Annotated in this window: 23 protein-coding genes; 15 read left to right on the top strand and 8 right to left on the bottom strand. The window is 57.1% G+C overall.

Annotated elements, in window-relative coordinates:
• Positions 1–49 precede the first annotated feature (49 nt).
• The 5 genes from QWJ10_RS17435 to dadA all read right to left on the bottom strand — a co-directional run bounded on the left by QWJ10_RS17435 (position 50) and on the right by dadA (position 3993).
• Positions 50–478, bottom strand: a complete 429-nt coding sequence (locus tag QWJ10_RS17435; RefSeq protein ID WP_289928404.1) for a c-type cytochrome — start codon at positions 476–478, stop codon at positions 50–52.
• Between the two features lie 20 nt (positions 479–498).
• Positions 499–1053, bottom strand: coding sequence for a cupin domain-containing protein (locus QWJ10_RS17430; RefSeq protein WP_019367313.1), 555 nt, complete (start codon positions 1051–1053; stop codon positions 499–501).
• A gap of 152 nt (positions 1054–1205) precedes the next feature.
• On the bottom strand, positions 1206–2282 hold the full coding sequence (alr, locus tag QWJ10_RS17425) for an alanine racemase (protein WP_289928400.1): 1077 nt from the start codon (positions 2280–2282) through the stop codon (positions 1206–1208).
• Between the two features lie 84 nt (positions 2283–2366).
• Positions 2367–2720: a RidA family protein gene (locus tag QWJ10_RS17420; RefSeq protein WP_010796113.1), complete on the bottom strand. Its 354-nt coding sequence runs from the start codon at positions 2718–2720 to the stop codon at positions 2367–2369.
• Positions 2695–3993, bottom strand: coding sequence for a D-amino acid dehydrogenase (gene dadA / locus QWJ10_RS17415; RefSeq protein WP_239383419.1), 1299 nt, complete (start codon positions 3991–3993; stop codon positions 2695–2697). Before dadA ends, QWJ10_RS17420 begins: the two co-directional genes overlap by 26 nt.
• Positions 3994–4150: 157 nt before the next feature.
• Between dadA and QWJ10_RS17410 the strand changes: the two genes are divergently transcribed.
• Both QWJ10_RS17410 and QWJ10_RS17405 read left to right on the top strand, forming a co-directional pair.
• Positions 4151–4639: an AsnC family transcriptional regulator gene (locus tag QWJ10_RS17410; RefSeq protein WP_010796115.1), complete on the top strand. Its 489-nt coding sequence runs from the start codon at positions 4151–4153 to the stop codon at positions 4637–4639.
• Between the two features lie 84 nt (positions 4640–4723).
• Positions 4724–6037 (top strand): FAD-binding oxidoreductase, encoded by a 1314-nt coding sequence (locus QWJ10_RS17405; RefSeq protein ID WP_289928389.1) that lies wholly within the window; start codon positions 4724–4726, stop codon positions 6035–6037.
• A gap of 45 nt (positions 6038–6082) precedes the next feature.
• Here the strand turns inward: QWJ10_RS17405 and argC are convergent, their stop codons facing one another.
• Entirely contained in the window at positions 6083–7036 is a 954-nt protein-coding gene (argC, locus tag QWJ10_RS17400; protein WP_125888500.1) for an N-acetyl-gamma-glutamyl-phosphate reductase, read from the bottom strand.
• 290 nt (positions 7037–7326) lie between these two features.
• On the opposite strand from argC, the gene QWJ10_RS17395 reads away from it, so the two are divergent.
• The 8 genes from QWJ10_RS17395 to QWJ10_RS17360 all read left to right on the top strand — a co-directional run bounded on the left by QWJ10_RS17395 (position 7327) and on the right by QWJ10_RS17360 (position 14113).
• Entirely contained in the window at positions 7327–7566 is a 240-nt protein-coding gene (locus QWJ10_RS17395; RefSeq protein ID WP_019367308.1) for a DUF1127 domain-containing protein, read from the top strand.
• Between the two features lie 47 nt (positions 7567–7613).
• Positions 7614–7931 (top strand): DUF2388 domain-containing protein, encoded by a 318-nt coding sequence (locus tag QWJ10_RS17390; RefSeq protein WP_019367307.1) that lies wholly within the window; start codon positions 7614–7616, stop codon positions 7929–7931.
• A gap of 89 nt (positions 7932–8020) precedes the next feature.
• The gene (locus tag QWJ10_RS17385) at positions 8021–8317 is read left to right on the top strand and encodes a DUF2388 domain-containing protein (RefSeq protein ID WP_289928702.1); all 297 of its coding nucleotides are present in this window, start codon (positions 8021–8023) and stop codon (positions 8315–8317) included.
• Between the two features lie 32 nt (positions 8318–8349).
• Positions 8350–8670, top strand: a complete 321-nt coding sequence (locus tag QWJ10_RS17380; RefSeq protein WP_289928384.1) for a DUF2388 domain-containing protein — start codon at positions 8350–8352, stop codon at positions 8668–8670.
• Between the two features lie 110 nt (positions 8671–8780).
• On the top strand, positions 8781–10670 hold the full coding sequence (locus QWJ10_RS17375) for a DUF4105 domain-containing protein (RefSeq protein WP_289928699.1): 1890 nt from the start codon (positions 8781–8783) through the stop codon (positions 10668–10670).
• Between the two features lie 101 nt (positions 10671–10771).
• Positions 10772–11698, top strand: a complete 927-nt coding sequence (locus tag QWJ10_RS17370; protein ID WP_289928382.1) for an AEC family transporter — start codon at positions 10772–10774, stop codon at positions 11696–11698.
• 225 nt (positions 11699–11923) lie between these two features.
• Positions 11924–13261, top strand: a complete 1338-nt coding sequence (locus QWJ10_RS17365) for a CitMHS family transporter (protein WP_289928380.1) — start codon at positions 11924–11926, stop codon at positions 13259–13261.
• Positions 13262–13348: 87 nt separating this feature from the next.
• Positions 13349–14113 (top strand): TerC family protein, encoded by a 765-nt coding sequence (locus QWJ10_RS17360; protein ID WP_019367302.1) that lies wholly within the window; start codon positions 13349–13351, stop codon positions 14111–14113.
• A 119-nt stretch (positions 14114–14232) separates the two neighbouring features.
• Here QWJ10_RS17360 and typA read toward each other — a convergent pair whose 3' ends face one another.
• Together typA and thiI are read right to left on the bottom strand one after the other, a co-directional pair.
• Positions 14233–16053: a translational GTPase TypA gene (typA, locus tag QWJ10_RS17355; RefSeq protein WP_026004159.1), complete on the bottom strand. Its 1821-nt coding sequence runs from the start codon at positions 16051–16053 to the stop codon at positions 14233–14235.
• 217 nt (positions 16054–16270) lie between these two features.
• Positions 16271–17725, bottom strand: a complete 1455-nt coding sequence (gene thiI / locus QWJ10_RS17350) for a tRNA uracil 4-sulfurtransferase ThiI (RefSeq protein ID WP_289928377.1) — start codon at positions 17723–17725, stop codon at positions 16271–16273.
• A gap of 369 nt (positions 17726–18094) precedes the next feature.
• Between thiI and glnA the strand changes: the two genes are divergently transcribed.
• The 5 genes from glnA (at position 18095) to ntrC (ending at position 23513) form a co-directional block, all read left to right on the top strand.
• The gene (gene glnA / locus QWJ10_RS17345) at positions 18095–19501 is read left to right on the top strand and encodes a glutamate--ammonia ligase (RefSeq protein ID WP_010796128.1); all 1407 of its coding nucleotides are present in this window, start codon (positions 18095–18097) and stop codon (positions 19499–19501) included.
• Positions 19502–19635: 134 nt separating this feature from the next.
• Complete coding sequence (locus tag QWJ10_RS17340; RefSeq protein WP_010796129.1) at positions 19636–20163, top strand: DUF4124 domain-containing protein; 528 nt, start codon at positions 19636–19638, stop codon at positions 20161–20163.
• Between the two features lie 9 nt (positions 20164–20172).
• The gene (locus tag QWJ10_RS17335; protein WP_197871290.1) at positions 20173–20811 is read left to right on the top strand and encodes a DUF4124 domain-containing protein; all 639 of its coding nucleotides are present in this window, start codon (positions 20173–20175) and stop codon (positions 20809–20811) included.
• 198 nt (positions 20812–21009) lie between these two features.
• Positions 21010–22086, top strand: coding sequence for a nitrogen regulation protein NR(II) (gene glnL, locus QWJ10_RS17330; RefSeq protein WP_010796131.1), 1077 nt, complete (start codon positions 21010–21012; stop codon positions 22084–22086).
• Positions 22083–23513, top strand: a complete 1431-nt coding sequence (ntrC, locus tag QWJ10_RS17325; protein WP_019367298.1) for a nitrogen regulation protein NR(I) — start codon at positions 22083–22085, stop codon at positions 23511–23513. The genes glnL and ntrC overlap by 4 nt, the downstream gene beginning before the upstream one ends.
• Positions 23514–23666: the final 153 nt, after the last annotated feature.

Raw genomic sequence — 23666 nt, 5'->3', positions numbered from 1 at the left:
GCCGCAACCGACAAGAAAAACCCCGCCTGGTGCGGGGTTTTTCTTGTGCCTATTCGAGGCCGGACATCATCTGGATTGCACGGCGTAGATCATCGTTCGTACAGTCAGAACAGGCACCTTTGGGCGGCATGGCGTTTACACCTTTGATGGCGTTGCGCAGCAGGCCATCCATTCCCCCTTTCTGGCTCGCCAGAACCTCCCAGCTGGCTTTGTCACCTATTTTTGGGGCTCCCAGGAGCCCACTGGCGTGGCAACTTCTGCAACTGCGGTCTATGACCTGAGCGGGATCTTTCCCGGCAGGCTTTTGCTCATGGCTTCCCTTACCGGACTCTGCAAGGCAGTCCTGCCCTTGAATACAAACCTTGCCCACCGGCGCCAGCCGCTTCTCCAGAGCGTCTCTGTCTACCTGTTCGGCCTGTGCAGAGAGTGTCCAGATCAACAGCATAAAGGCATATACCAGGATGCCTCGGGCGTTCATACCAGGTTTTTTGAGCACTGCTAGAAGTTGGCCGGAGTCGTGGCGCTGATCAAACGCGCCGGCTCATCGAATGGATTACGGAAGCGATGCGGGCGGCTGCTTTCAAAATAATAACTATCGCCTGATTCAAGCAGGTAGGTTTCTCCACCAACCGTAAGCTCCAGACGGCCTTCGATCAGCAGTCCTGCTTCCTCCCCCTCATGAGCCAGCATATCCATGCCAGTGTCGGAGCCTGGCGGGTAGGTCTCGTCGAGAAAGGCAATGGCGCGGCTGGGATGTGCCTTGCCGATCAACCGCATACTGACGGTATTGGCGCCACTGGAAATGTCGATCAGCTCGCTGGCCTTGTATACCACTTGAGTAGCGGACTCGTCCGCAAGGTCCAGGGAAAAGAACTCCACCAGGGACATGGGAATGCCGCTCAGGACTTTTTTCAACGAGCTGATAGAAGGACTGACACTGTTCTTCTCGATCATCGAGATGGTGCTGTTCGTCACACCGGCCCGCTTGGCGAGTTCACGTTGTGAGAGACCTTTGAGTTTGCGAATGGTTTGTAGACGAGCACCGACGTCCAAGGGTGATGTCCTCCTTCTCATGACAGACAGGCAGAGGTGAACGGCAGGCGCCGCAGAGCGCCGGGCGCGCCGTATCATGGCAACAGCGTTCAGTATTTACAACAGAACGATGGAAAATCCTGCGCAACCCGACGAGCGCGGTGTTTTAACGGTTATTCACCCGTGTATTGGCGTGGAACCCGTTTCAGGTTGCAAAACAGCTGATAGGGGATCGAGCCACAGAGACCGGCCAGCTGACTGGCGGATACTTGCCTACCCCAAAGCTCTACCTGACTTCCCACCCCCGCTTGCGGCAGGTCCGTGAGATCAACCGTCAGCATGTCCATCGATACGCGACCGACAAGACGAGAGGCATGGCCATCAATCATGACAGGAGCGCCATCAGGCGCGTGCCGTGGATAACCATCCGCGTAGCCCATGGCGACTACACCAATACGGGAGGGCTGGCGGGTAACAAAGCGTGCGCCATACCCAACCGGTTCACCAGGCGGTAGCTCACGCACACTGATGATACGTGACTCCAGCGTCATGACCGGCTGTAGCTGGTCGGCCACAGGCTGTTCGGTTTCAAATGGCGTAGCGCCGTACAGCATGATGCCAGGACGAATCCAGTCACTGGGCACTTCTGGCCAACCGAGCACGGCAGGCGAGTTCCGCAGACTGGTTGCGCCTTCCAGGCCAGCCGTAGCCCGCTGAAAGGTCTTGAGCTGACCGATAGTGGCTGAGCAATCCAGCTCATCGGCACGGGCGAAGTGCGTCATTTTCACAACCTCGTCAACCTTGCCCGTCGCCTTGATCCGCTTATAGGCTGCTGCGTAATCCTCAGGAAAGAACCCTACCCGGTGCATGCCGGAGTCCAGCTTCAGCCAGACCTGGATAAGGCCTGATAGAGCCGTACGTTCAAGCGCCTCGATTTGCCAGGGCGAATGGATGACGCACCACAGATTGTGGCGAGCGATCAATTCCAGCTCGCTGGCTTCGAAAAATCCTTCCAGCAGAAGTATCGGTGCCTTGATACCGGCTTCGCGCAGCTCCAACGCTTCTTCGATACAGGCAACCGCGAAACCATCCGCCTCATTCATCAGTGCCTGCGCACATCGAACAGCACCATGTCCGTAGGCATCCGCCTTGACAACAGCCAGCGCCCTTGCCCCGTTACTGAGTTCACGAGCAAGCCGATAGTTCTGGCGTAAGGCGTTAAGGTCGATCAAGGCACGGGCGGGGCGCATGGTTATCTCTCAGAAAACAGGCGGGTAATGAAAAGACAGGACGTATAAAAAACCCGGCAGGCGCCGGGCTCTTTGGTTCTTTATTTACGGTAGCGCAGCCACCACGCTCATTTCGACCAGAATTTCCGGTTCACAGAGTTTGGCTTCCACAGTTGCCCGGGCAGGCGCTACACCTTCAGGCAGCCATTCGTCCCAGACACTGTTCATGCCGGCAAAGTGGGCGTCGATATCTTTCAGATAAACCGTAACGGACAGAATATGGTGGGTATCCGTACCGGCTTCCTTGAGTAGACGCTCGATGTTGGCCAAGGTCTCACGAGTCTGTTGTTCCACACCGGAGTTCAGGTCTTCACCGACCTGACCGGCCAGATAAACAGTACCGTTGTGAACAACGATTTCACTCATGCGGCGATTAGTGTGCAGGCGCTGGATGGCCATTCTTACGGGTCTCCTTGGAGTCGCTATAGCGAGAAATATCAAGGCCTTCGGCGCTGATCTGTGGACGTTTCCTACCGATGACATCCGCCAGGAAACGTCCGGAGCCGCAGGCCATGGTCCAGCCCAGTGTACCGTGACCGGTGTTCAGAAACAGGTTGCGATAACGGGTAGCGCCGACGATCGGAGTACCATCCGGTGTGGTGGGCCGTAGTCCAGTCCAGAAAGTTGCCGCCTGCAGATCCCCTCCCTGCGGGTACAGGTCGTTTACGATCATCTCCAGGGTCTCGCGGCGGCGGGGATTAAGCGAAAGGTCATAACCCGATATTTCCGCCATGCCACCTACACGGATACGGTTATCGAAACGCGTCAGCGCCACTTTGTAGGTTTCATCCAGAATCGTGGACGTAGGGGCCATATCGCCATTGGTGATCGGCACGGTAAGCGAATACCCCTTGAGCGGGTATACCGGTGCCTTGATGCCAATGGGTGCCAACAGCTGAGGTGAGTAGCTACCCAATGCCAGGACATAGTGATCGGCTGTTACCAGCTGACCGTCAATCCAGACGCCATTGAGACGATCTCCTACCGCTTCGAGCCGTTCGATCTTCTGACCAAAGCGGAATTCCACACCCAACTGACGCGCCAGCTCGGCGAGGCGATTGGTAAAGAGGAAGCAGTCACCTGTCTGGTCATTCGGCAACCGCAGCGCACCAGCCAGCTTGTCCTTGACATGGGCGAGCGCAGGCTCGGCGCGGGCGATACCGTCGCGATCCAGCAACTCATAGGGTACGCCGGAACGTTCCAGCACAGCGATATCCTTGGCAGCGGCATCGACCTGCTGCTGCGTTCGGAATACCTGAGTCGTCCCTAACTGGCGTCCTTCGTAGGCAATACCCGTTTCGGCACGCAGCTCATCCAGACAGTCGCGACTGTACTCGGACAACCGCACCATGCGTTCCTTGTTGATCGCATAGCGCTCGGCCGTGCAGTTGCGCAGCATCTGAGCCATCCAGAGGTACTGATGAATATCGCCGGTCGGCCTGATCGCCAGAGGCGCATGCTGAGTCACCAGCCATTTGATGGCCTTGAGGGGCACGCCAGGAGCCGCCCACGGCGAGGCATAGCCAGGAGATACCTGACCTGCGTTGGCAAAGCTGGTTTCCAGCGCAGGGCCTTCCTGGCGGTCCACCACCACCACTTCAAAACCGGCCCGCGCCAGGTAATAGGCACTGACGGTACCGATTACACCACTGCCAAGCACCAGTACTCGCATAACTGTGTCTCCTCGCCGCGAAGAATCGCCTACGTTTCATAAAATCTGAGGCAGATATGAAAAGTATAAAAAGCCTTAAGCAGTGGTATTCACTGAATGAAAGGCTATATTTGGTGTAATTCTTCGGTTAAGACACTATTTTTGGAGACGCCCAGGTATGCGAACCCAGCACCAAGCGAGACGCGAGCTCGACAAGATCGATCGTAACATCCTGCGTATCCTGCAGGAGGACGGCCGCATCTCGTTCACCGAGCTGGGCGAGCGAGTCGGCCTGTCCACGACACCCTGCACGGAGCGGGTACGCCGGCTGGAGCGGGAAGGCGTGATACTGGGCTACTCGGCGCGCCTGAATCCGCAGCATCTCAAGGCCAGCCTGCTGGTCTTCGTCGAGATCAGTCTAGATTATAAATCGGGTGATATCTTTGAGGAGTTCCGCCGCTCCGTCCTGAAGCTGCCTCACGTTCTGGAGTGTCATCTGGTTTCCGGCGCATTCGACTATTTGGTCAAGGCACGCATTTCAGAGATGGCGTCCTATCGTAAGCTTTTGGGTGACATCCTGCTCAAACTGCCCCATGTGCGGGAGTCGAAGAGCTATATCGTGATGGAAGAGGTCAAGGAGTCCCTGACGCTTCCCGTACCGGACTGAGCCAGGTCTGCACTTCCCTGGCTTGGCGCAGGCGCCTACAAACGTTTATTGTCCGACCTCAACGCTTCGCCAGGATTGTCTTTCATGGATGCAACGACCCATTCATCCACTGACCCACACGCACATGCTTCGTCTTACTACGCGGCAACGGTTAACCGAGCGCTGCAGTTCGCCTCGCTCAAGGGTGAGACTCGGGCAGATGTCTGCGTTGTAGGGGGCGGGTTCTCCGGGCTCAATACGGCTATTGAGCTGGCAGAACGTGGGTATTCGGTTGTGCTGCTAGAGGCCCACCGGATCGGCTGGGGTGCTAGCGGGCGTAACGGCGGACAGCTGATCCGAGGCGTTGGCCATGATGTCGAGCAGTTTCGCCCAGTCGTTGGGGATGAGGGCGTACAGGCATTCAAGCAGATGGGGTTTGAAGCGGTAAACCTGGTACGCCAACGTATCGAGCGCTACGGCATCGAATGCGACCTTACCTGGGGTTACTGCGACCTGGCCCTGAAACCGCGTCACCTGGAAGATTTCCAGGCCGAACTGGAGGAGTTGCATCAACTAGGCTATCCCCATGCGGTTCAGCTCGTTGCGCGCGACAGAATCCGCTCCGTAGTGGGTTCGGAGCGCTACCTGGGTGCGCTCATAGACTCCGGCTCCGGTCACCTGCACCCGTTGAACCTTGCCTTGGGCGAGGCAGCCGCCGCCCAGTCACTGGGGGTGCGTCTGTATGAGCAATCTGTGGTCACTCACATCGAGTATGGGTCGGAGGTATGCGTTCATACTGCGCGAGGTCAGGTGCGAGCCGAAACGCTGGTCCTCTGTTGCAACGCCTATCTCCAGGATCTGGAGCCGGCCCTCTCCGGGAAGGTGCTTCCGGCAGGCAGCTACATCATTGCAACTGAGCCACTTCCCGAAGCGTTGGCCGAGGAAATCCTGCCCCATAATCGAGCCGCGTGCGATCAGCAGATTACTGTCGATTATTTTCGACTCTCACGTGATCGCCGATTGTTGTTCGGAGGCGCCTGCCACTATTCAGGCCGTGACCCGAAGGACATAGCAGGCTACATGCGCCCCAAAATGCTGAAGGTGTTTCCTCAACTCGATAGGGTCACCATCGATTTTCAGTGGGGCGGCATGATTGGAATCGGGGCCAACCGGCTTCCACAAATCGGTCGCCTCAAGGATCATCCCAACGTTTTTTATGCCCAAGCTTATGCCGGCCATGGGCTGAACGCCACGCACCTGGCAGGCCATTTGCTCGCGGAAGCCATTGCTGCCCAGTCGACAGGGTTCGACCTGTTCAACAGCGTTCCTCACGCCACGTTTCCAGGAGGGCAACGCTTCCGCTCTCCCCTGCTTGCCTTGGGTATGCTCTGGTATCGCCTGAAAGATGCCTTCCACTAAAAAGCCGCGGCAGTTACCCGGCGCGGCCTTTTGAACGCAAAGCGTTTACAGACCAGTATTCAGGCTGGTTGCTTCGTCTGCGCCGATGTGGATGTTCATGCATTGAACCGCTGCGCCTGCAGCCCCTTTGCCCAGATTATCCAGACGAGCCACCAGGGTCAGACGCTCCTCATTGCCGAACACGAACAGGTCGGCGCGGTTGGTATCGTTGCAGCCCTGTACATCGAAGAATCCCTCGTCAAGATTGCCGGCATCCTCAACCGGCATGACGCGAATGAACTGCTCGCCCGCGTAATGCCTGGCGTATGCCGCCTGGATCGCCTCGGCATTGGCGCCCTGGGCCAAGTGCCTGACATGCAGAGGAATCGTCACGGCAAGCCCCTTCAGGAAACTGCCCACAATTGGACTGAATACGGGCGCCTCATCAATACGACTCTGCACCTGCATCTCAGGGAGGTGCTTATGCCCCTGGGTCATGCCGTATGGCCGTGGACTGGCCAGCTTGGGCTCATTCCCAGCCTCGTAATCGGCAATCATCTTCTTGCCACCACCGCTGTACCCCGTGAGGGAAAAAGCCGACAGTGGATAATCAGGCGGTAGAAGGCCAGCCTCCACCAGAGGGCGAACCAGCAGGATAAATGCCGTGGCGTGGCAGCCGGGATTGGCAATGCGCTTGCTGGTACGGATTTTTTCACGCTGCCCAGCGGCCAGCTCAGGCAGGCCATAGGTCCAGCTGCTATCGGTACGAAACGCCGTGCTTGCATCGATGATGCAGGTGTTGGGATTATCTACCAGCGCCACGGCTTCGCGAGACGCAGCATCGGGCAGACACAGAAAGGCTACATCCGCTGCGTTGAGGAAACGAGCACGCTCGGCTGGATCCTTACGCTTGTCATCGGCGATACGTAGCAGCTCGATGTCATCGCGGCCGGACAGATAATCGAGCAGACGCAACCCTGTGGTGCCTTCCTGCCCGTCAACGAATACTTTGAACGTCATGACTTGCCCTCATGCAAAACGCGCCGGCCAGGCGTTGTATGAAACGGACCTAACAGCCGCAATGGAACATGCATTGTAGCCAGACCCTACTGCTTGACGCAGCCCTATTGCCAAACAGTTATCGGCCTGATGATCGGATCAGCACGCTTCATTGCCCTGCTGGGTGCGCTTTTTACCGGTACAGCAGGCGGCGTCACGAGGCTGTACCTCCTTCATTTCAACGTGTTGTGTCTGGAGAACACTGGTGGTTGAAGCCACAGTAAAATGCCGTCCTGAACTTGGATATTGCCATGCGACACCTGCCTGCGCTGCCCTCTCTCAGATCAATCCATTTGTCTGTTCATGGTTGTCATTGGCTGGCACGCTGTGCCTTGGGTGTATTACGCGCCGTCTACTGTATGCTGCAGAAATGGCAGCAGAACGCCAAAACGCGAAGACAGCTGGCTTTTTTGAACGACCGTGAACTAGCGGACATCGGTCTGACCAAAACTGAGCAACAATGCGAGCTGAACAAGCCGTTCTGGCGCTAGTCTTGTAAGGACGGTACATACCGCGCCTTATTGTTCAGGAGAGATTCATGACCCGTTTGCAACTGCTGGGCGCTGCTGCCCTGCTCAGCCTGTCTACTGCTGCGTCAGCATCCAGTTTCTTTGTGACCACCGACATGATCGTCGACGCCATTGATGCGACGTCCGACGCCACATCCGGTATCACCCATTCCATTCGTGACGACAAGATCGTCCTGGCTGCACGTGACGATGCCGCCAGTTTTGTGGCTACCGAAGGCGGCATTCGCGGCGTACGCCTGGAAGCGGCCCTGGATCGTATCCGTGCCCTGCAACCGCAGCTCGAGGCAAGCGACGCTCAGCTGGCCCAGGCCATTCTCACGTTGTAAGTCCATCGGAACGGCACCGCTGGTGTCAGCGGTGCCGTTCCGTTAGCCTTGGCCTGTAGTTTTTCTTGAAAGAGTTACCCTACCTGCCTATGCGCCTGTGTTATCTGTTCATTCTAGGCATTGCCGTTACGACCACGCCCGCCTTCGCGTTCGATCCCACTACAGGGTTTATTGTTCGCAGCCTCTATGTCACCAGCAAGGTGACGTCCGCTCCGTTCGATAACAAAGTAGTACGTGATGCACGTGACGATGCGGCATTATTTGTTGCCAGCGGCGGGGCTCAGCGTAGCGTTGAGCTTGAATCCGCCTTACGTTGGCTGCGTTCACATAATCCAACGCTGACCGCCAGCGATGAGGAACTGGCTGAGGCCATCCTCGCTCAATAAGCTGCTTTACCGTTCCGTTCAGGAGATTTTCCATGCGTCGTTCCTTACTTCTTGCAGCCGCGCTAGTTCTGGGTACGTCCAGCGCCGCGCACGCTCATACCGTTGTGGCGACCAGCAACATCATCGTGCGTGCGCTGGATCGCAGTATCGATTTCACTTCCGATACCACGACCTCCATCCGTGACATGAAAGTGGTGCAGGAAGCCCGTGGCGATGCGGCCAGCTTCGTTGCATCCAATGGAGACATCCGAGGCGCTCAATTGGAAGCGGCCTTCATGACCCTGCGTGAGCGTCTGCCGGAAGCACGCCAGGCCAGTGATACCGAACTTGCCCAGGCGATCCTTGCACTGTGAAACCTGCCCTTCGCCGAGCGCTCCTGGGAAAGCTCGGCCGCCTCGCCAGACCAAGCCTTCTCTGCACCGCGTTTATCGCCTGGCTAGGGGCCGGTAACGCTCACGCGGCGTTGAACCTGCATCTGGACGATCACTCATTGTCGCCAGAGCAGGCCCAGGCCACCCAGCAGTTACTCAACGAGGCACTAGGCAAGCTGCCTCCCCGCTTCAAGCAAGCATTAGATGAGGATATCTCCGTCCGCTGGAGCCAGGACCTTGAGCCGCAGGCATACGGTCGTGCAGACCGTCGTACCCTGCTGCTCAATGAGCGCCTGCTACCGGCATTGACTGACGGCAGCGATGCTCATATTCAAACCGGTCGCCCCCATGGCACCCAGCGAGAAGAAATGCTGGCGACCGTTCTGCATGAGCTTACTCATTTTTATGACCGGGAGCGGGCCTGGATTCCAGCTGAGCGCAGGGAAATAATTGCTTGTAGTACCCTGGCCTCCTCAACAAAGTCCGCTGACCTTCCTATCCATTGCCAGGGTCAGGCCGGTCGCCGCTACACTTTGTCCGATGATCCCCGCCTGCTGGATCTGGCCGGCTGGCAGATCAAGGTCAAAAAGCATGGCGCCCGCGAGAGTCGCAACAATTTCATTGCACGCAGCCCCGATATCTACGAGGTAACCAACCCTCGTGAGTTCGTAGCAGTGAACATGGAGTACTTCCTGCTGGATCCCAGCTACGCTTGCCGTCGCCCGGCCTTGGCGCGCTATTTCACCGAGCACTTTGGTTGGTCTCCTCCTCACGATACCTGCTCCAGCAAACTACCCTATCTGAACGCGGGCAGTGACTTTGGCAAGACCCCGCTAGGCTGGCTTAATCCTGAGCGCGTCTACGAGGTGGACTATCTGTTCGCCGAGGGTAACGAGCATGTCATGAGCCGCTGGGGACACAGCATGCTGCGCCTTGTCGTGTGCGCCCCCGGACGTCCGCGTGGCCCCGACTGCCGCCTGGACCTGCAGGAGCATCTTGTGCTGTCGTTCCGGGCCTTCGTCAACGATGTACAGATCTCCAATTGGGATGGCTTGACCGGTTCCTATCCTTCCCGGTTGTTCGTGCTTCCGCTGGCTCAGGTAGTCGAGGAATACACCAAGATCGAGCTGCGCGGCCTGCAATCCGTTCCGCTCAAACTCAGCCGTCAGGAAATCGCCGATCTCCTGGAGCGGACCGCTCAAACCCACTGGGGTTATGACGGGCATTATTACTTTGTCTCTAATAACTGTGCCGTCGAGACCTTCAAGCTCCTGCATGATAGCGTGCCGCGTCTGCAACAGACTCCGCTCGACAGCATTACGCCAATCGGCCTGCTGGACGCCCTGCGGATAGAGAGCGTCGCCGATACCTCCGTATTGAACGATCAACGTGAAGCCTTGCGCCTGGGTTATCGATTCGACTCCTTCCGGGACCGCTTCCAATCCATGTTCAAGGTTGCTCGTGATCGGCTTAACCTACCTCAGCAGAAAGTCGAAGACTGGCTTGAGCTGGAGCCACGGCAGCGCCGCGAATGGTTCGACCGAGCCGACCTGCGTACCAGTGCCGCGTTGCTGTTACTGGAGCAGGCGGCGCTCAGACGCGAGCTGCTCCGCGCCCAGAATGAGCTCAAGGATCGCTACCTGGGCCAAAATGGCGTTCAGGAGAAGGCTCGCTTCAGCAAGGCGGGCGATGCGCTGCAGCAACTGCTGGCCGATAGCGGCTACCTCAGCCGTCCGTCAGAGCTGCTGGGAGCAGGCGGCTACGGCCTTCCTCAGCCGGGCGAGTGGGAAAAGCTGACTGCCGAGAGTCAGCGTCGCCAAGCGCATCTGCTCAGCCTGCGCGAAACCCTCAATACGGAAGTGCGTTCTCTACTGGACAGCAAGATCCAAAACGGCCTTGATGACACCGAAGCCAACCTCAAGCAGTTGGGTGATCACCTGAGAGCCTTGCACAAAGCTTCGGGAGGACTGGAGCTGCCATGAGGCAGCTCTCTATTTTTCGCGTCATTCACAAGTACTGGGAACTGCTAATATTGTCCGTGCCTTGATCTATAACGATAAGAAACCAACTGGCTGCGCCCTCTGTGACTACCACCCTTCTCGCTCTCTGGCCGCTGTTCGCCCTCATCGTGGCGGGGTACTGGATGCGCCAAAAAGGCTTTCCTGGCGACGCGTTCTGGCCCGCAGCGGACCGACTCAATTACTTCATTCTTTTTCCATCGCTTCTGTTCAACAATCTCGCTACAGCACCACTTGATGACCCCGCTCTGGCGCAAATGGCGCTGGCGGCCCTGACGGGGCTGGGTGCTTTATGGATTGCCCTGTTGCTTGCCAGACGCTTTTACCACTGGCCTGCCGAGCGGTTCGGCGTCATTGCCCAGGGCACCCTGCGCTTCAATACCTACCTGGGGCTAGCAACCGTAGGCAGTCTACTGGGCAAATCGGGCCTGGGGCAGGCTGCGTTACTGCTGGCCCTGATGGTGCCTACCGTAAATGTCATGTCGGTTTGGGCACTGAAAGCCGAGCGCGGCGCTCGCTTGGGTGAGTTGTTATTACCCGTCCTACGCAATCCCCTTATCCTGGCCTGCGCAGCAGGCGCGTTGGTCAATCTGCTGGGATGGGGACTGCCCTTTGGCACGGATCGGCTACTGGGGCTTCTGGCAGCAACCAGCCTGCCTCTAGGACTTTTCTGCGTAGGCGCCGCCCTGAAACTTCAACAGATCGCCGGCGAATGGCGAGCCATTGGCACCATGACACTGTTCCGCCTGCTGGCATGCCCTCTCCTGGCAGGGTTGATCGCTTACCTTCTAGGCCTGCCACCTCATGAGAGGCTTCTGCTCGTTCTGTTTTTCTCGCTGCCTACCGCACCGACCGCTTATGCATTGACCCGCCAGCTGGGTGGGGACAGCGCGCTCATGGCAGGTGTGATCACATTGCAGACACTTGTGGCTGCGTTCACATTACCACTGGTGATTTCGCTGCTGGGGGGCAGCCTCCCGCAAGGTTCATGAAAGCTTGCCCGGTTAGGATCAATTATCCAAAGGGTTAATGGCCCACTTATGGCAATGCCATGACGTGCACCTGCGGTACTAACAAAAACAAAGGATTAACTCCATGATTCGCTTGTCCCCAGCAGTGGCCCCCGCCGCTCCATGCCTCTCCATACGCTACTCGTGAGCCCTGAATCACGCTTCGGTCGTTTCTTTACCTTTCACGCGTAACCGTTGGAGTTTCCCATGCTGACATTCCTTGGCTTCGCCATGGTCGTGACCTTCATGTTTCTGATCATGACCAAGCGGCTTACCCCTCTCATTGCGCTCACTATGGTCCCGATTCTCTTTGCCGTACTGGCATGGGCGTTGGGTAGTCACTTTGCCAGCCTTGGGCATATCCAGCTCAATTCGCTCGGCCCCATGATGCTGGATGGATTGCGCACACTGGCGCCTACTGGCGTGATGCTGCTGTTCGCCATCCTCTACTTCGCTATCATGATTGATACCGGCCTGTTCGATCCGGCAGTTCGCTGGATTCTGAAACTGGTAAAGGGCGACCCGCTCAAGGTTGCCATCGGTACGGTCTTCCTGACCCTGGTGGTATCGCTCGACGGTGACGGTTCGACGACTTACATGATCTGCGTGGCAGCCATGTTCCCGCTGTACAAGCGTCTGGGTATGAATCCGCTGATCATGACGTGCCTGATGCTGCTGTCCAGTGGCGTCATGAACCTTACGCCTTGGGGTGGCCCGACGGCACGCGCAGCCAGTGCGCTGCACGTAGACCCGGCAGATGTTTTTGTCCCGATGATCCCTGCCATGCTGGCTAGTATTGTCTGGCTGTTTGTCCTGGCCTATCTCTATGGACGTCGTGAACGGGCGCGCCTGGGCATTCTGGAAATCCATGAAAGCGAAGGTGCCAAGGTTACCGTTTCTCAGTGCGAAGAAGCCCGCCGTCCTCATCTGCGCTGGTTCAACGGTCTTTTGACCCTGGCCCTAATGGCAGCGCTGGTCAAAGGCATTCTGCCCATGCCAGTGCTATTCATGATTGCCTTCGGCATCGCCATGACTATCAACTACCGTAATATTGATCTGCAAAAACAGCGTGTTGCCGCTCATGCGGAAAATGTTCTTGCGGTAGTTTCATTGATTTTCGCCGCCGGGATCTTCACAGGCATCCTGTCAGGCACCGGCATGGTGGACGCTATGTCCAAAAGCCTTTTGGCCGTTATTCCAGAAGCGCTTGGCCCGTATATGGCTGTCATCACTGCGCTGGTAAGCATGCCGTTTACCTTTTTCATCTCCAACGATGCGTTCTACTTTGGCGTACTGCCCGTATTGGCCGAAGCAGCTGGTCACTACGGTATCGCTCCAGTGGAAATTGCTCGTGCGTCCATCGTAGGCCAACCGGTGCATCTCTTGAGCCCATTGGTACCTTCGACCTACCTGCTGGTGGGTTTGGCTAAAGTAGAGTTTGGCGATCATCAACGCTTTACTTTGAAGTGGGCAGTCGTGACATGTCTGGCTATGCTGGTAACAGCTTTGTTACTAGGTGTGTTTCCGCTGTTCAGTGGTACCTGAAATAACGAAATTTTCACATTTACCTGATTAGTTTTGTCGGTTTGTTTTCGGTACTCGTCGTACCGACGTTAATGAAGAGGAATTGGAATGGAGTGGCTGACAAGCCCGGAAATCTGGGTGGCTTTCTTTACCCTGACGGCCCTGGAAATCGTATTGGGTATCGACAACATCATCATGATCTCGATCCTGGTGAGCCGTATGCCCAAGGCGATGCAACCACGCACACGTTTCTTCGGCCTGGCACTGGCCATGGTGACACGGATCCTGCTGTTGCTCTCGATCACCTGGGTGATGCGCCTGACGGCCGATCTTTTCCATGTGTTTGGCCAAGGCATCTCCGGGCGCGACCTCATTCTGTTCTTTGGTGGCCTGTTCCTCCTCTACAAGAGCAGTACCGAGATCTATCACGGCCTGGAAGGTGAAGAGGAAGAAAGCGACGAGCCCAAGGGCAAGGGCGGCAGCTTTATCGCTACCATCGTCCAGATCGCGATCATCGACATCGTGTTCTCGCTGGACTCGGTCATTACGGCAGTGGGTATGGTGCAACATGTACCGGTGATGGTTGCGGCGATCATTGTTGCAGTACTGGTGATGATGCTGGCAGCGGGTGGTATCAGCAGCTTCATCGACAAGCACCCTAGCCTGAAGATGCTCGCACTGTCCTTCCTGATCGTAGTAGGTACTGTACTGATCGCTGAGAGTTTTGAGATTCACGTACCCAAGGGCTATGTCTACTTCGCCATGGCGTTCTCGCTGGCAGTGGAAGCCATCAATATCCGCATGCGTACCGCAGCCGCCCGCAAGAAGGCCCAGCAAGGGCATCCTGTGAAACTGCGTAAGAATACGCCGTAAGCCCTACGGCAGTGAAAGCCCCGGTTTACCGGGGCTTTTTTTATGGCTTCCGTTCACCAGGCATAAAAAAGCCCACCCGCCTTTCAGCGAGTGGGCTTTTCAGTCGCGCGGTCGGGTTATTACACCTTGCTGCGCTCGTAACGCTTACGATCGTTTTCGTTGAGCAGCTTCTTGCGCAGACGAATCGACTTCGGGGTTACTTCAACCAACTCATCTTCAGCGATGAATTCCAGGGCCTGTTCAAGGGTGAACTTGATCGGCGGAACCAAGGCGATAACCTCGTCCTTGCCGGAAGCACGCATGTTGTCGAGCTTCTTGCCCTTGGTGGGGTTGAGCACGAGGTCGTTATCACGGCTGTTGATACCGCATAGCTGGCCTTCATAGATTTCATCACCAGGCGCGAGGAACAGCTTGCCGCGGCTTTGCAGAGTCTCCAGCGAATACGTCAGTGCAGTACCGGTAGCCATGGACACCAGTACGCCGTTCTGACGGTTGGTGACTTCACCTGCCTTGATCGGGCCATAGTGGCTGAAGGTCGAGGTCAGGATGCCAGTACCCGAGGTCAGAGTCAGGAAGTTATTACGGAAGCCGATCAGACCACGTGCCGGAATGGTGTACTCCAGACGAACACGGCCTTTTCCGTCAGGGATCATGTTGCTCAGATCGCCCTTACGCAGACCCATCTGCTCCATCACGGGACCCTGGTGCTGCTCTTCGATGTCGATGGTGACGTTCTCGTACGGCTCCTGCTTCTCGCCGTTTTCGTTCTCGATGATCACCACCTCTGGACGGCCTACCGCCAGTTCAAAGCCTTCACGGCGCATGTTCTCGATCAGTACCGACAGGTGCAGCTCACCACGGCCAGAAACCTTGAACTTTTCAGGAGATTCGCCCTGCTCAACACGCAGTGCCACGTTGTGCAGCAGCTCCTTGTCCAGACGGTCCTTGATGTTACGGCTGGTCACGAACTTGCCTTCCTTGCCAGCGAACGGCGAGTCATTGACCTGGAAGGTCATCGAAACGGTCGGCTGGTCAACGGTCAGCGGAGGCAGCGCCTCGACGGTCTGCTGGTCGCACAGGGTATCGGAAATGAACAGCTCGTCCATGCCGCTGACGCAAACGATGTCACCGGCCTGCGCCTCAGGAACCTCGACACGCTGCAGACCGTGGTGACCCATGATCTTCAGGATGCGGCCGTTACGCTTCTTGCCATCGGCACCGATAGCGGTTACCGGAGTGTTGGCCTTGATGGTACCGCGTGCGATACGGCCAATGCCGATCACGCCAAGGAAGCTGCTGTAGTCCAGCTGGGAGATCTGCATCTGGAACGGGCCGTTCACGTCGACCTGGGGGGCCGGTACGTGGTCAATGATGGCCTGGAACACGGCATCCATGTTGTCGTCCATCTTCTCGTAGTCCATGCCGGCAATGCCGTTCAGGGCGCTGGCGTAGACGATCGGGAAATCCAGCTGCTCATCGGTGGCGCCCAGGTTGTCGAACAGGTCGAAGATCTGGTCGATAACCCAATCAGGACGCGCGCCCGGACGGTCGATCTTGTTCACGATCACGATCGGACGCAGGCCCGCCTTGAACGCCTTCTGGGTCACGAAACGGGTCTGAGGCATGGGGCCGTCTTGCGCGTCCACAACCAGCAGTACGGAGTCAACCATCGACATTACACGCTCTACTTCACCGCCGAAGTCAGCGTGACCGGGTGTATCCACGATGTTGATGTTATAGCCGTTCCACTTGATCGCCGTGTTCTTGGCCAGGATGGTAATACCACGCTCTCTTTCCTGGTCGTTGGAGTCCATGACGCGCTCGCCTTCAGCTTCCTTGCGGTCCAGAGTACCGGACAGCTTCAGCAGCTTGTCTACCAGCGTGGTCTTGCCATGGTCAACGTGGGCGATGATGGCGATATTACGAAGATTCTCGATCACTTTTTCAGTCTCGTTATCAAGTTGAGCCGGGCCGCAGCGGCTGATCACAGCAAGCCCGACACGACATTCAGCAAAATTCATTCAAGCCCAAAGGGCATTTAATCCAGAGAAACAAAGGCGCCAATGAGATCTGCGCCTACGAGCAGCCCGACAGGCCTGCCCTCAATCCCGGTCGGGAGGGCGATGGCGAATGCTGCCGCCAAACAGCCCGGGCTGTTTAGTCCGGGCGATAAACACGTACATTCGCATGCCCCTCATTGAGCAAATGATGAGCATGCAGGCGACTCATGACACCTTTGTCACAGTAGAGAAGGTACTGGCGATTCTCGTCCAGTTCCTTGAATCGATTGTTCAGTGCAAAGAATGGCATAGCCTGCACTTCGACACCGTCCACGGCCAGAGGATCATCCTCCTGACTATCTGGGTGACGAATGTCGAGCACGATCTGACCAGGCAGCGCCTGGCTGACTTCCTCAACCTTCAAGTCCTTGCCAAGCTCGTCGATCACCTTGTCGACTGTCATCATCGTAGCGCGCTCAAGGGCTGCGTCCAGGATGGCCATGTCGAATTTGGTTTCTTCGTGCTCGATACGGTAGCCCTTGGCCTTGGTCGTCGGGTTCACCGAAATCACGCCGCAGTACTCCGGCATGTGCTTGGCAAATGCCGCCGTGCCGATCTGTTCGGCCGTGTCGATGATGTCCTGCTTGTGACTGGCCAGCAGTGGACGCAGCACCAGCGTATCGGTGACACGGTCGATTACGGCCAGGTTGGGCAGGGTCTGGCTGGAAACCTGCGAGATCGCCTCGCCCGTGACCAGCGCATCGATGTCCAGGCGCTCGGCCATGCGGCTGGCTGCGCGCAGCATCATGCGCTTGAGGATAACACCCATCTGGCTGTCATCCACCTTAGTCAGGATCTCGCCAACCACCTCTTCGAACGGCACGCTGATAAACAGCACGCGCTGGGAGCGGCCGAATTTCTCCCACAGATAATGGGCAACTTCCATAACGCCCAATTCATGGGCACGCCCACCCAGGTTGAAGAAGCAGAAATGACTGACCAAGCCGCGACGCATCATCTGGTAGGCGGCAACGGTTGAGTCGTAACCACCGGACATGAGCACCAGCACCTGTTCGAGGGCACCCAGTGGATACCCTCCCAGACCGTCGTGCTGCCGATCAATCACGAACAGGCGGTCATGGCGGATCTCAATGCGTGCAAGCACCTCGGGATCCTTGAGGGAAATCCCCGCACCGCCACAGCGCTGGCGCAGCCCGCCCCCGACGTAGCGCTCTACGTCCATGGAGCTGAAATCATGTTTGCCGGCCCGCTTGCAGCGCAAGGAGAATACCTTGCCGCGAATGCGCTCACCGAAATGCTGAATACATTTGTCGAGGATGTCTTCGAAGTCGCCCAGCGGATATTCATGGACCTCCAGGAAATGACCGATCCCTGGCGTGCAGGTCAGGCGCTCGATCATCTCGCGCAGAACCTTCGGCTCGGTCTGCCGTGTTTCGACTTCCAGGTTATCCCACTCACCCTCCACCGTCAGGTTCGGGTCCAGATCCCTCAAGACCACCCGGATATTCTTCGCCAGCTGGCGAATGAAACGCTTGCGCACCGGACGACTTTTGATAGTGATTTCCGGAAAGACTTTGACGATGAGCTTCATGAAATTTTAAAGAAGAGCGGAAACTACGAGAAAAGGTCGACAAGTATAGCTCAAACTGAAAGTTCTGACTTCCATTGGTCTAAATACATAAAAGCACCAATTTGGTGCTATAAAAAATATAAAGCACGCTTTTGGTGCTCGGTGGTCTATTCCAGAGGCACCATTAACGGCCAAGGCCTAGTGTTAGTGCGGCCCTGTCCATTACAGGGCACTGGCACGCTACTTGCTCCCTTGTGAGGCAGTAGCCCTTAGGCGAGGATAGGGCTCTTCTGAAAGCGCAACCGTTTTCAGAAGTGCCCTTGCTACGGGTACACCTGATCCTGGGAGTTACGCCAACCGCTCCCAGCCTCAATCCCTCTGGAGGAAAACATGTCGAAGGCGGTTCAACTGATCAAAGAAAACGACGTGAAGTGGATAGACCTGCGCTTCACGGACACCAAGGGAAAGCAGCAGCACGTTACTATGCCCGCTCGCGACGCCCTCGATGAAGACTTCTTCGAACACGGAAAAATGTTCGATGGCTCCTCCATTGCTGGCTGGAAAGGTATCGAAGCTTCCGACATGATCCTGATGCCGGACGACAGCACCGCCGTGCTGGATCCGTTCACTGAAGAGCCGACCGTCATCCTGGTCTGCGACATCATCGAACCGTCCACCATGCAGCCTTATGAGCGCGATCCCCGGGCTATTGCCAAGGCCGCTGAAGAGTATCTGAAGTCCACCGGTATCGGTGACACTGTATTCGTGGGTCCAGAGCCCGAGTTCTTCATCTTCGACGAAGTGAAGTTCAAGTCTGACATCTCCGGCTCCATGTTCAAGATCTTCTCCGAACAGGCGTCCTGGAACACTGACGCTGATTTCGAAAGCGGCAACAAGGGTCACCGTCCGGGCGTCAAGGGCGGTTACTTCCCGGTTCCGCCGGTTGACCACGACCACGAAATCCGTACGGCCATGTGTAATGCGCTGGAAGAAATGGGTCTGGTTGTTGAAGTTCACCACCATGAAGTGGCGACTGCCGGCCAGAACGAGATCGGCGTGAAGTTCAACACGCTGGTAGCCAAGGCGGACGAAGTCCAGACGCTGAAGTACTGCGTACACAACGTCGCTGATGCCTACGGCAAGACCGTAACCTTCATGCCGAAGCCGCTGTATGGCGATAACGGCTCGGGCATGCACGTTCACATGTCTATCTCCAAGGAAGGCAAGAACACGTTCGCAGGCGAAGGCTATGCCGGCCTGTCCGATACTGCCCTGTACTTCATCGGCGGCATCATCAAGCATGGCAAGGCTCTGAACGGCTTTACCAACCCGTCCACCAACTCCTATAAGCGTCTGGTTCCCGGCTTTGAAGCACCGGTCATGTTGGCCTACTCGGCTCGCAACCGTTCCGCCTCGATCCGTATCCCCTACGTTTCCAGCCCGAAAGCCCGCCGTATCGAAGCGCGCTTCCCGGACCCGGCGGCCAACCCTTACCTGTGCTTCGCTGCACTGCTGATGGCGGGCCTGGATGGTATCCAGAACAAGATTCACCCTGGCGATGCTGCCGACAAGAACCTGTACGACCTGCCGCCAGAAGAGGCCAAGCAAATCCCGCAGGTATGTGGCAGCCTGAAGGAAGCACTGGAGTCCCTGGACGCTGACCGCGCGTTCCTGACCAAGGGTGGCGTCTTCACTGATGAGTTCATCGATACCTATATCGAGCTCAAGAGCGAAGAAGAGATCAAGGTTCGCACCTTCGTTCACCCGCTGGAATACGACCTGTACTACAGCGTCTAAGCCACCGGTTGTACAGCAGAGGCCTCCTTCGGGAGGCCTTTTGCTTATGGGCGCTTGTCATAAGGGCCTGTCAGTGCAACGCTTATGACTTACCTCTTTCTTCATGTGACGCCAGTGTCACCCTAGGAACAGATATGCGCCTGCTGTTCGCCAGCCTAGTGTTTGCCATGACCTTGCCTGTTCACGCCGAAATCTATCGTTCGGTAGGCCCGAATGGCCAAACAGTCTTCAGCGACCAGCCGCCAGCGAATGCGCCTGCCGAACGGGTCGAACTGCAGCGCCCCAACACCGTGAAAGCCGAGACGCCGGCGTCGACTGCGCCCTCTCCGTCCCCGCCCGACACGGGCGCAGCCACGAGTCAGCCTTATCAAACCCTGCGCCTGGATGCGCCTGACGATGAAGCGCTACGAGCGAATAATGGCACTTTTTCCATCAGCGCGACCATAACGCCTGCCCTGTCGCCCGGCCATGAACTTCGCCTGCTGGTGGATGGGCAACCTTATGGTGAGCCGACCCGAGCACCTTTTTTTCATCTGACTAACATAGACCGTGGCACACACAGCCTGGCCATAGAGGTGGTCGAAGGTACACGTGTCGTACAACAGAGCGAGCCCGTTGAGATCACGGTGCAACGCATCAGCCTCAACAGTCCGAGTCGTTGATCCTTACCGATGCGCTTCATTTATCTGCTTGTACTACTCTTCCTGACGCAGCCGACCTTTGCAGCCGTGTACACCTACACCGATGCCGAAGGTAACCGCATCTTCACGGACAGTCCTCCAAAGGGCATCAAGGCCAACCCTGTCACGATTCAGCCTTCCAACAGCATGCCGTCGCCTGCTGCACCACGCACGATCAAGCTGTCACCCTCTAATCCGGATATTCGTAAACCGGTGCAGCCATCCGCCCCACCGCCACCTGCTCAGATCGCGTCCTACCAGATGCTGCGCATTCTTGTACCGGAGCCGGACGCTACGATTCGGAGCAATGCCGGTGAGCTGATCGTAACAGCCACCAGCGATCCAGAACTGATGCCTACTCATTTCTACCGGCTGATTCTGGATGGCCAACCCGCAGGAGCCCCTGGGCGCAGTCCGGTATTTCCACTTGAAAACCTGGATCGGGGCACGCATCAGATCGCGGTGGAGATCGTTACGGAAGGCGGCGTCGTGGTCGAGCGTACGCCTAGCCAACCTTTCCATATGAAGCGCATGTCGCTGTCTCAGCAGCGTCTGGCCAACCCCTGCAAGGACAGTGAGTGGGGTATCCGTCCCGAATGTCCGCTTTCTGAAAAACCCGAAGAAGAATAAAGCGCTAGCCCCCTATGCACCATATCAGTGCAATACTGTAGGCCGCACCAAAACGAGACATCCTGATTAGCCAGAAAACAGCTTAAGGCTACGTGCAGTGCACAGGTTATGGGCCTGCCCTAACACAGGGCAGCCTATTTACGTAGCTTGGTTTGTTTCTTGCATTTTCATGGGTCGTCACATCAAAGCTGATTCGCCATGCCTACGGAAATGATGCATCGTCTGCTGCTGGATAACCTTACGACGGCAGTCATTCTGCTCAACGCCGAGCTGCGCCTTGAGTACATGAATCCGGCAGCTGAAATGCTGTTGGCTGTCAGCGGTCAGCGTAGCCACGGTCAATTCATCAGTGAATTGTTCACCGAGTCGCCGGAAGCGCTCCAGGCCCTTCGTCAGGCAGTGGAGCACTCGCACCCGTTTACCAAGCGTGAAGCACTGCTGGTGTCCACTACAGGCAACAACCTGACGGTGGATTATGCTGTTACGCCTGTGCTCAGCCCTTCTACGACCTACCTGTTGCTGGAGGTGCACCCTAGGGACCGTCTCCTGCGGATTACCAAAGAGGAAGCCCAGCTTTCCAAACAGGAAACGACCAAACTGCTGGTTCGCGGGCTTGCCCATGAGATCAAGAATCCCCTTGGAGGTATCCGTGGCGCTGCGCAACTCCTCTCTCGGGAGTTACCGGACGAGTCCCTGAAGGATTACACGAACGTCATCATTGAGGAGTCTGACCGCCTGCGCAACCTGGTGGATCGCATGCTCGGCTCCAACAAGCTGCCCAAACTGGCACGCACCAATATTCATGAGGTGCTGGAGCGTGTTTGCAGTCTGGTGGATGCTGAAAGCCAGGGTGGTATCTCTCTGGTACGCGATTACGACCCCAGCATCCCGGACCTCCTTATCGATAAGGAGCAATTGATCCAGGCGGTCCTCAATATTGTGCGAAACGCCATGCAGGCCATTTCCGAACATAATGAGCTGCGCCTGGGACGTATCACGCTGCGGACGCGTGCGCTCCGCCAGTTCACTATTGCCCATGTTCGCCATCGGTTGGTGTGCAAGGTCGAAATCATCGATAACGGCCCAGGTATTCCTGCCGACATGCAGGAAACCATCTTCTATCCGATGGTCAGCGGTCGCCCAGACGGGACCGGCCTGGGCCTGGCCATCACGCAAAACATCATTTCTCAGCACCAAGGCCTTATCGAGTGCCTGAGTCAACCTGGACACACTGCCTTCAGTATTTTCCTGCCGTTGGATAAGGAGCCTTTATGAGCCGTTCGGAGACCGTCTGGATCGTCGACGACGACCGTTCCATTCGCTGGGTACTAGAAAAGGCCCTTCAGCAGGAAGGCATGACGACCGTTGCCTTTGAGAATGCGGACAGCGTCATGAATCGGCTCGGCCGCCAGCAGCCGGATGTGATCATTTCCGATATTCGCATGCCTGGCGCCAGTGGCCTGGACTTGTTGTCACGCATTCGGGAGGTTCACCCTCGTCTGCCTGTGATCATCATGACGGCACATTCGGATCTCGACAGCGCTGTCGCCTCCTATCAAGGGGGCGCGTTTGAATACCTGCCCAAGCCGTTCGACGTCGATGAGGCCGTCGCGTTGGTCAAGCGCGCCGGCCAACATGCCCAGGAACAGCAGGGATTTGAGGAGCCCGCTCACCTGACGCGAACGCCGGAAATCATTGGTGAAGCGCCGGCAATGCAGGAGGTGTTTCGCGCCATCGGCCGGCTCTCCCATTCCAACATTACGGTTCTGATCAATGGCGAGTCGGGCACAGGCAAAGAGCTGGTTGCCCATGCCCTGCACCGCCACAGCCCGCGCGCGGCGGCGCCTTTCATCGCGCTGAACATGGCCGCCATTCCCAAGGACTTAATGGAGTCCGAGCTGTTCGGCCACGAAAAAGGGGCCTTCACAGGCGCGGCCAACCAGCGTCGAGGCCGTTTCGAGCAGGCCGATGGTGGAACCTTGTTTCTTGATGAGATCGGAGACATGCCAGCCGATACCCAGACGCGCCTGCTGCGAGTCTTGGCTGATGGTGAGTTCTATCGCGTAGGGGGCCATACTCCAGTCAAGGTGGATGTCCGCATCATTGCCGCAACCCACCAGAACCTGGAGGGTCTGGTCCGGGATGGCAAGTTTCGCGAGGACCTGTTTCATCGCCTCAACGTGATTCGTATCCACATTCCTCGTCTGGCTGATCGCCGGGAGGATATTCCGGCGCTGGCCCGGCATTTCCTGGCACGAGCGGCGCAAGAGCTGGCGGTAGAACCCAAGACGCTAAGACCGGAAACCGAGGAGTACATGAAGGGCCTGTCCTGGCAAGGTAACGTCCGGCAACTGGAAAATACCTGTCGCTGGATCACGGTGATGGCGTCCAGCCGGGAGGTACTGATCGATGACCTGCCGCCGGAACTCCTCAGCCAGCCGCAGGATGCACAACCCGCCGCCAACTGGGAACAAGCCTTGCGTCACTGGGCGGATCAGGCATTGACTCGTGGACAGTCAAGCCTTCTAGACAGTGCCGTGCCTGCTTTTGAGCGAATCATGATCGAGACCGCGCTCAAGCATACCGCCGGCCGCCGTCGTGATGCCGCGGTTCTCCTGGGCTGGGGACGCAACACGCTGACCCGGAAGATCAAAGAGCTGGGCATGAAAGTCGATGGCCCCGATGAAGAGGGTGAAGACTAAGCCCTATAGACTAAAAGGCGCCCTAAACGGCGCTTTTTTTATGCCTGAACTTTTCGTTCAGAAAATTATGAAAAGTTGGCACGCCGCCTGCTATGTACTTGGTAACCAACCTTTTTGGGGACCTCGGTACAGGCAGGCTGGGGAATCCCCTTT

Origin of the sequence: Pseudomonas sp. WAC2, from assembly GCF_030403525.1 — a bacterium.
Classification (GTDB): Bacteria; Pseudomonadota; Gammaproteobacteria; order Pseudomonadales; family Pseudomonadaceae; genus Chryseomonas; species Chryseomonas luteola.
The sequence above is the reverse complement of the archived record's forward strand: the minus strand, read 5'-3'. Positions and strand labels throughout refer to the sequence as shown.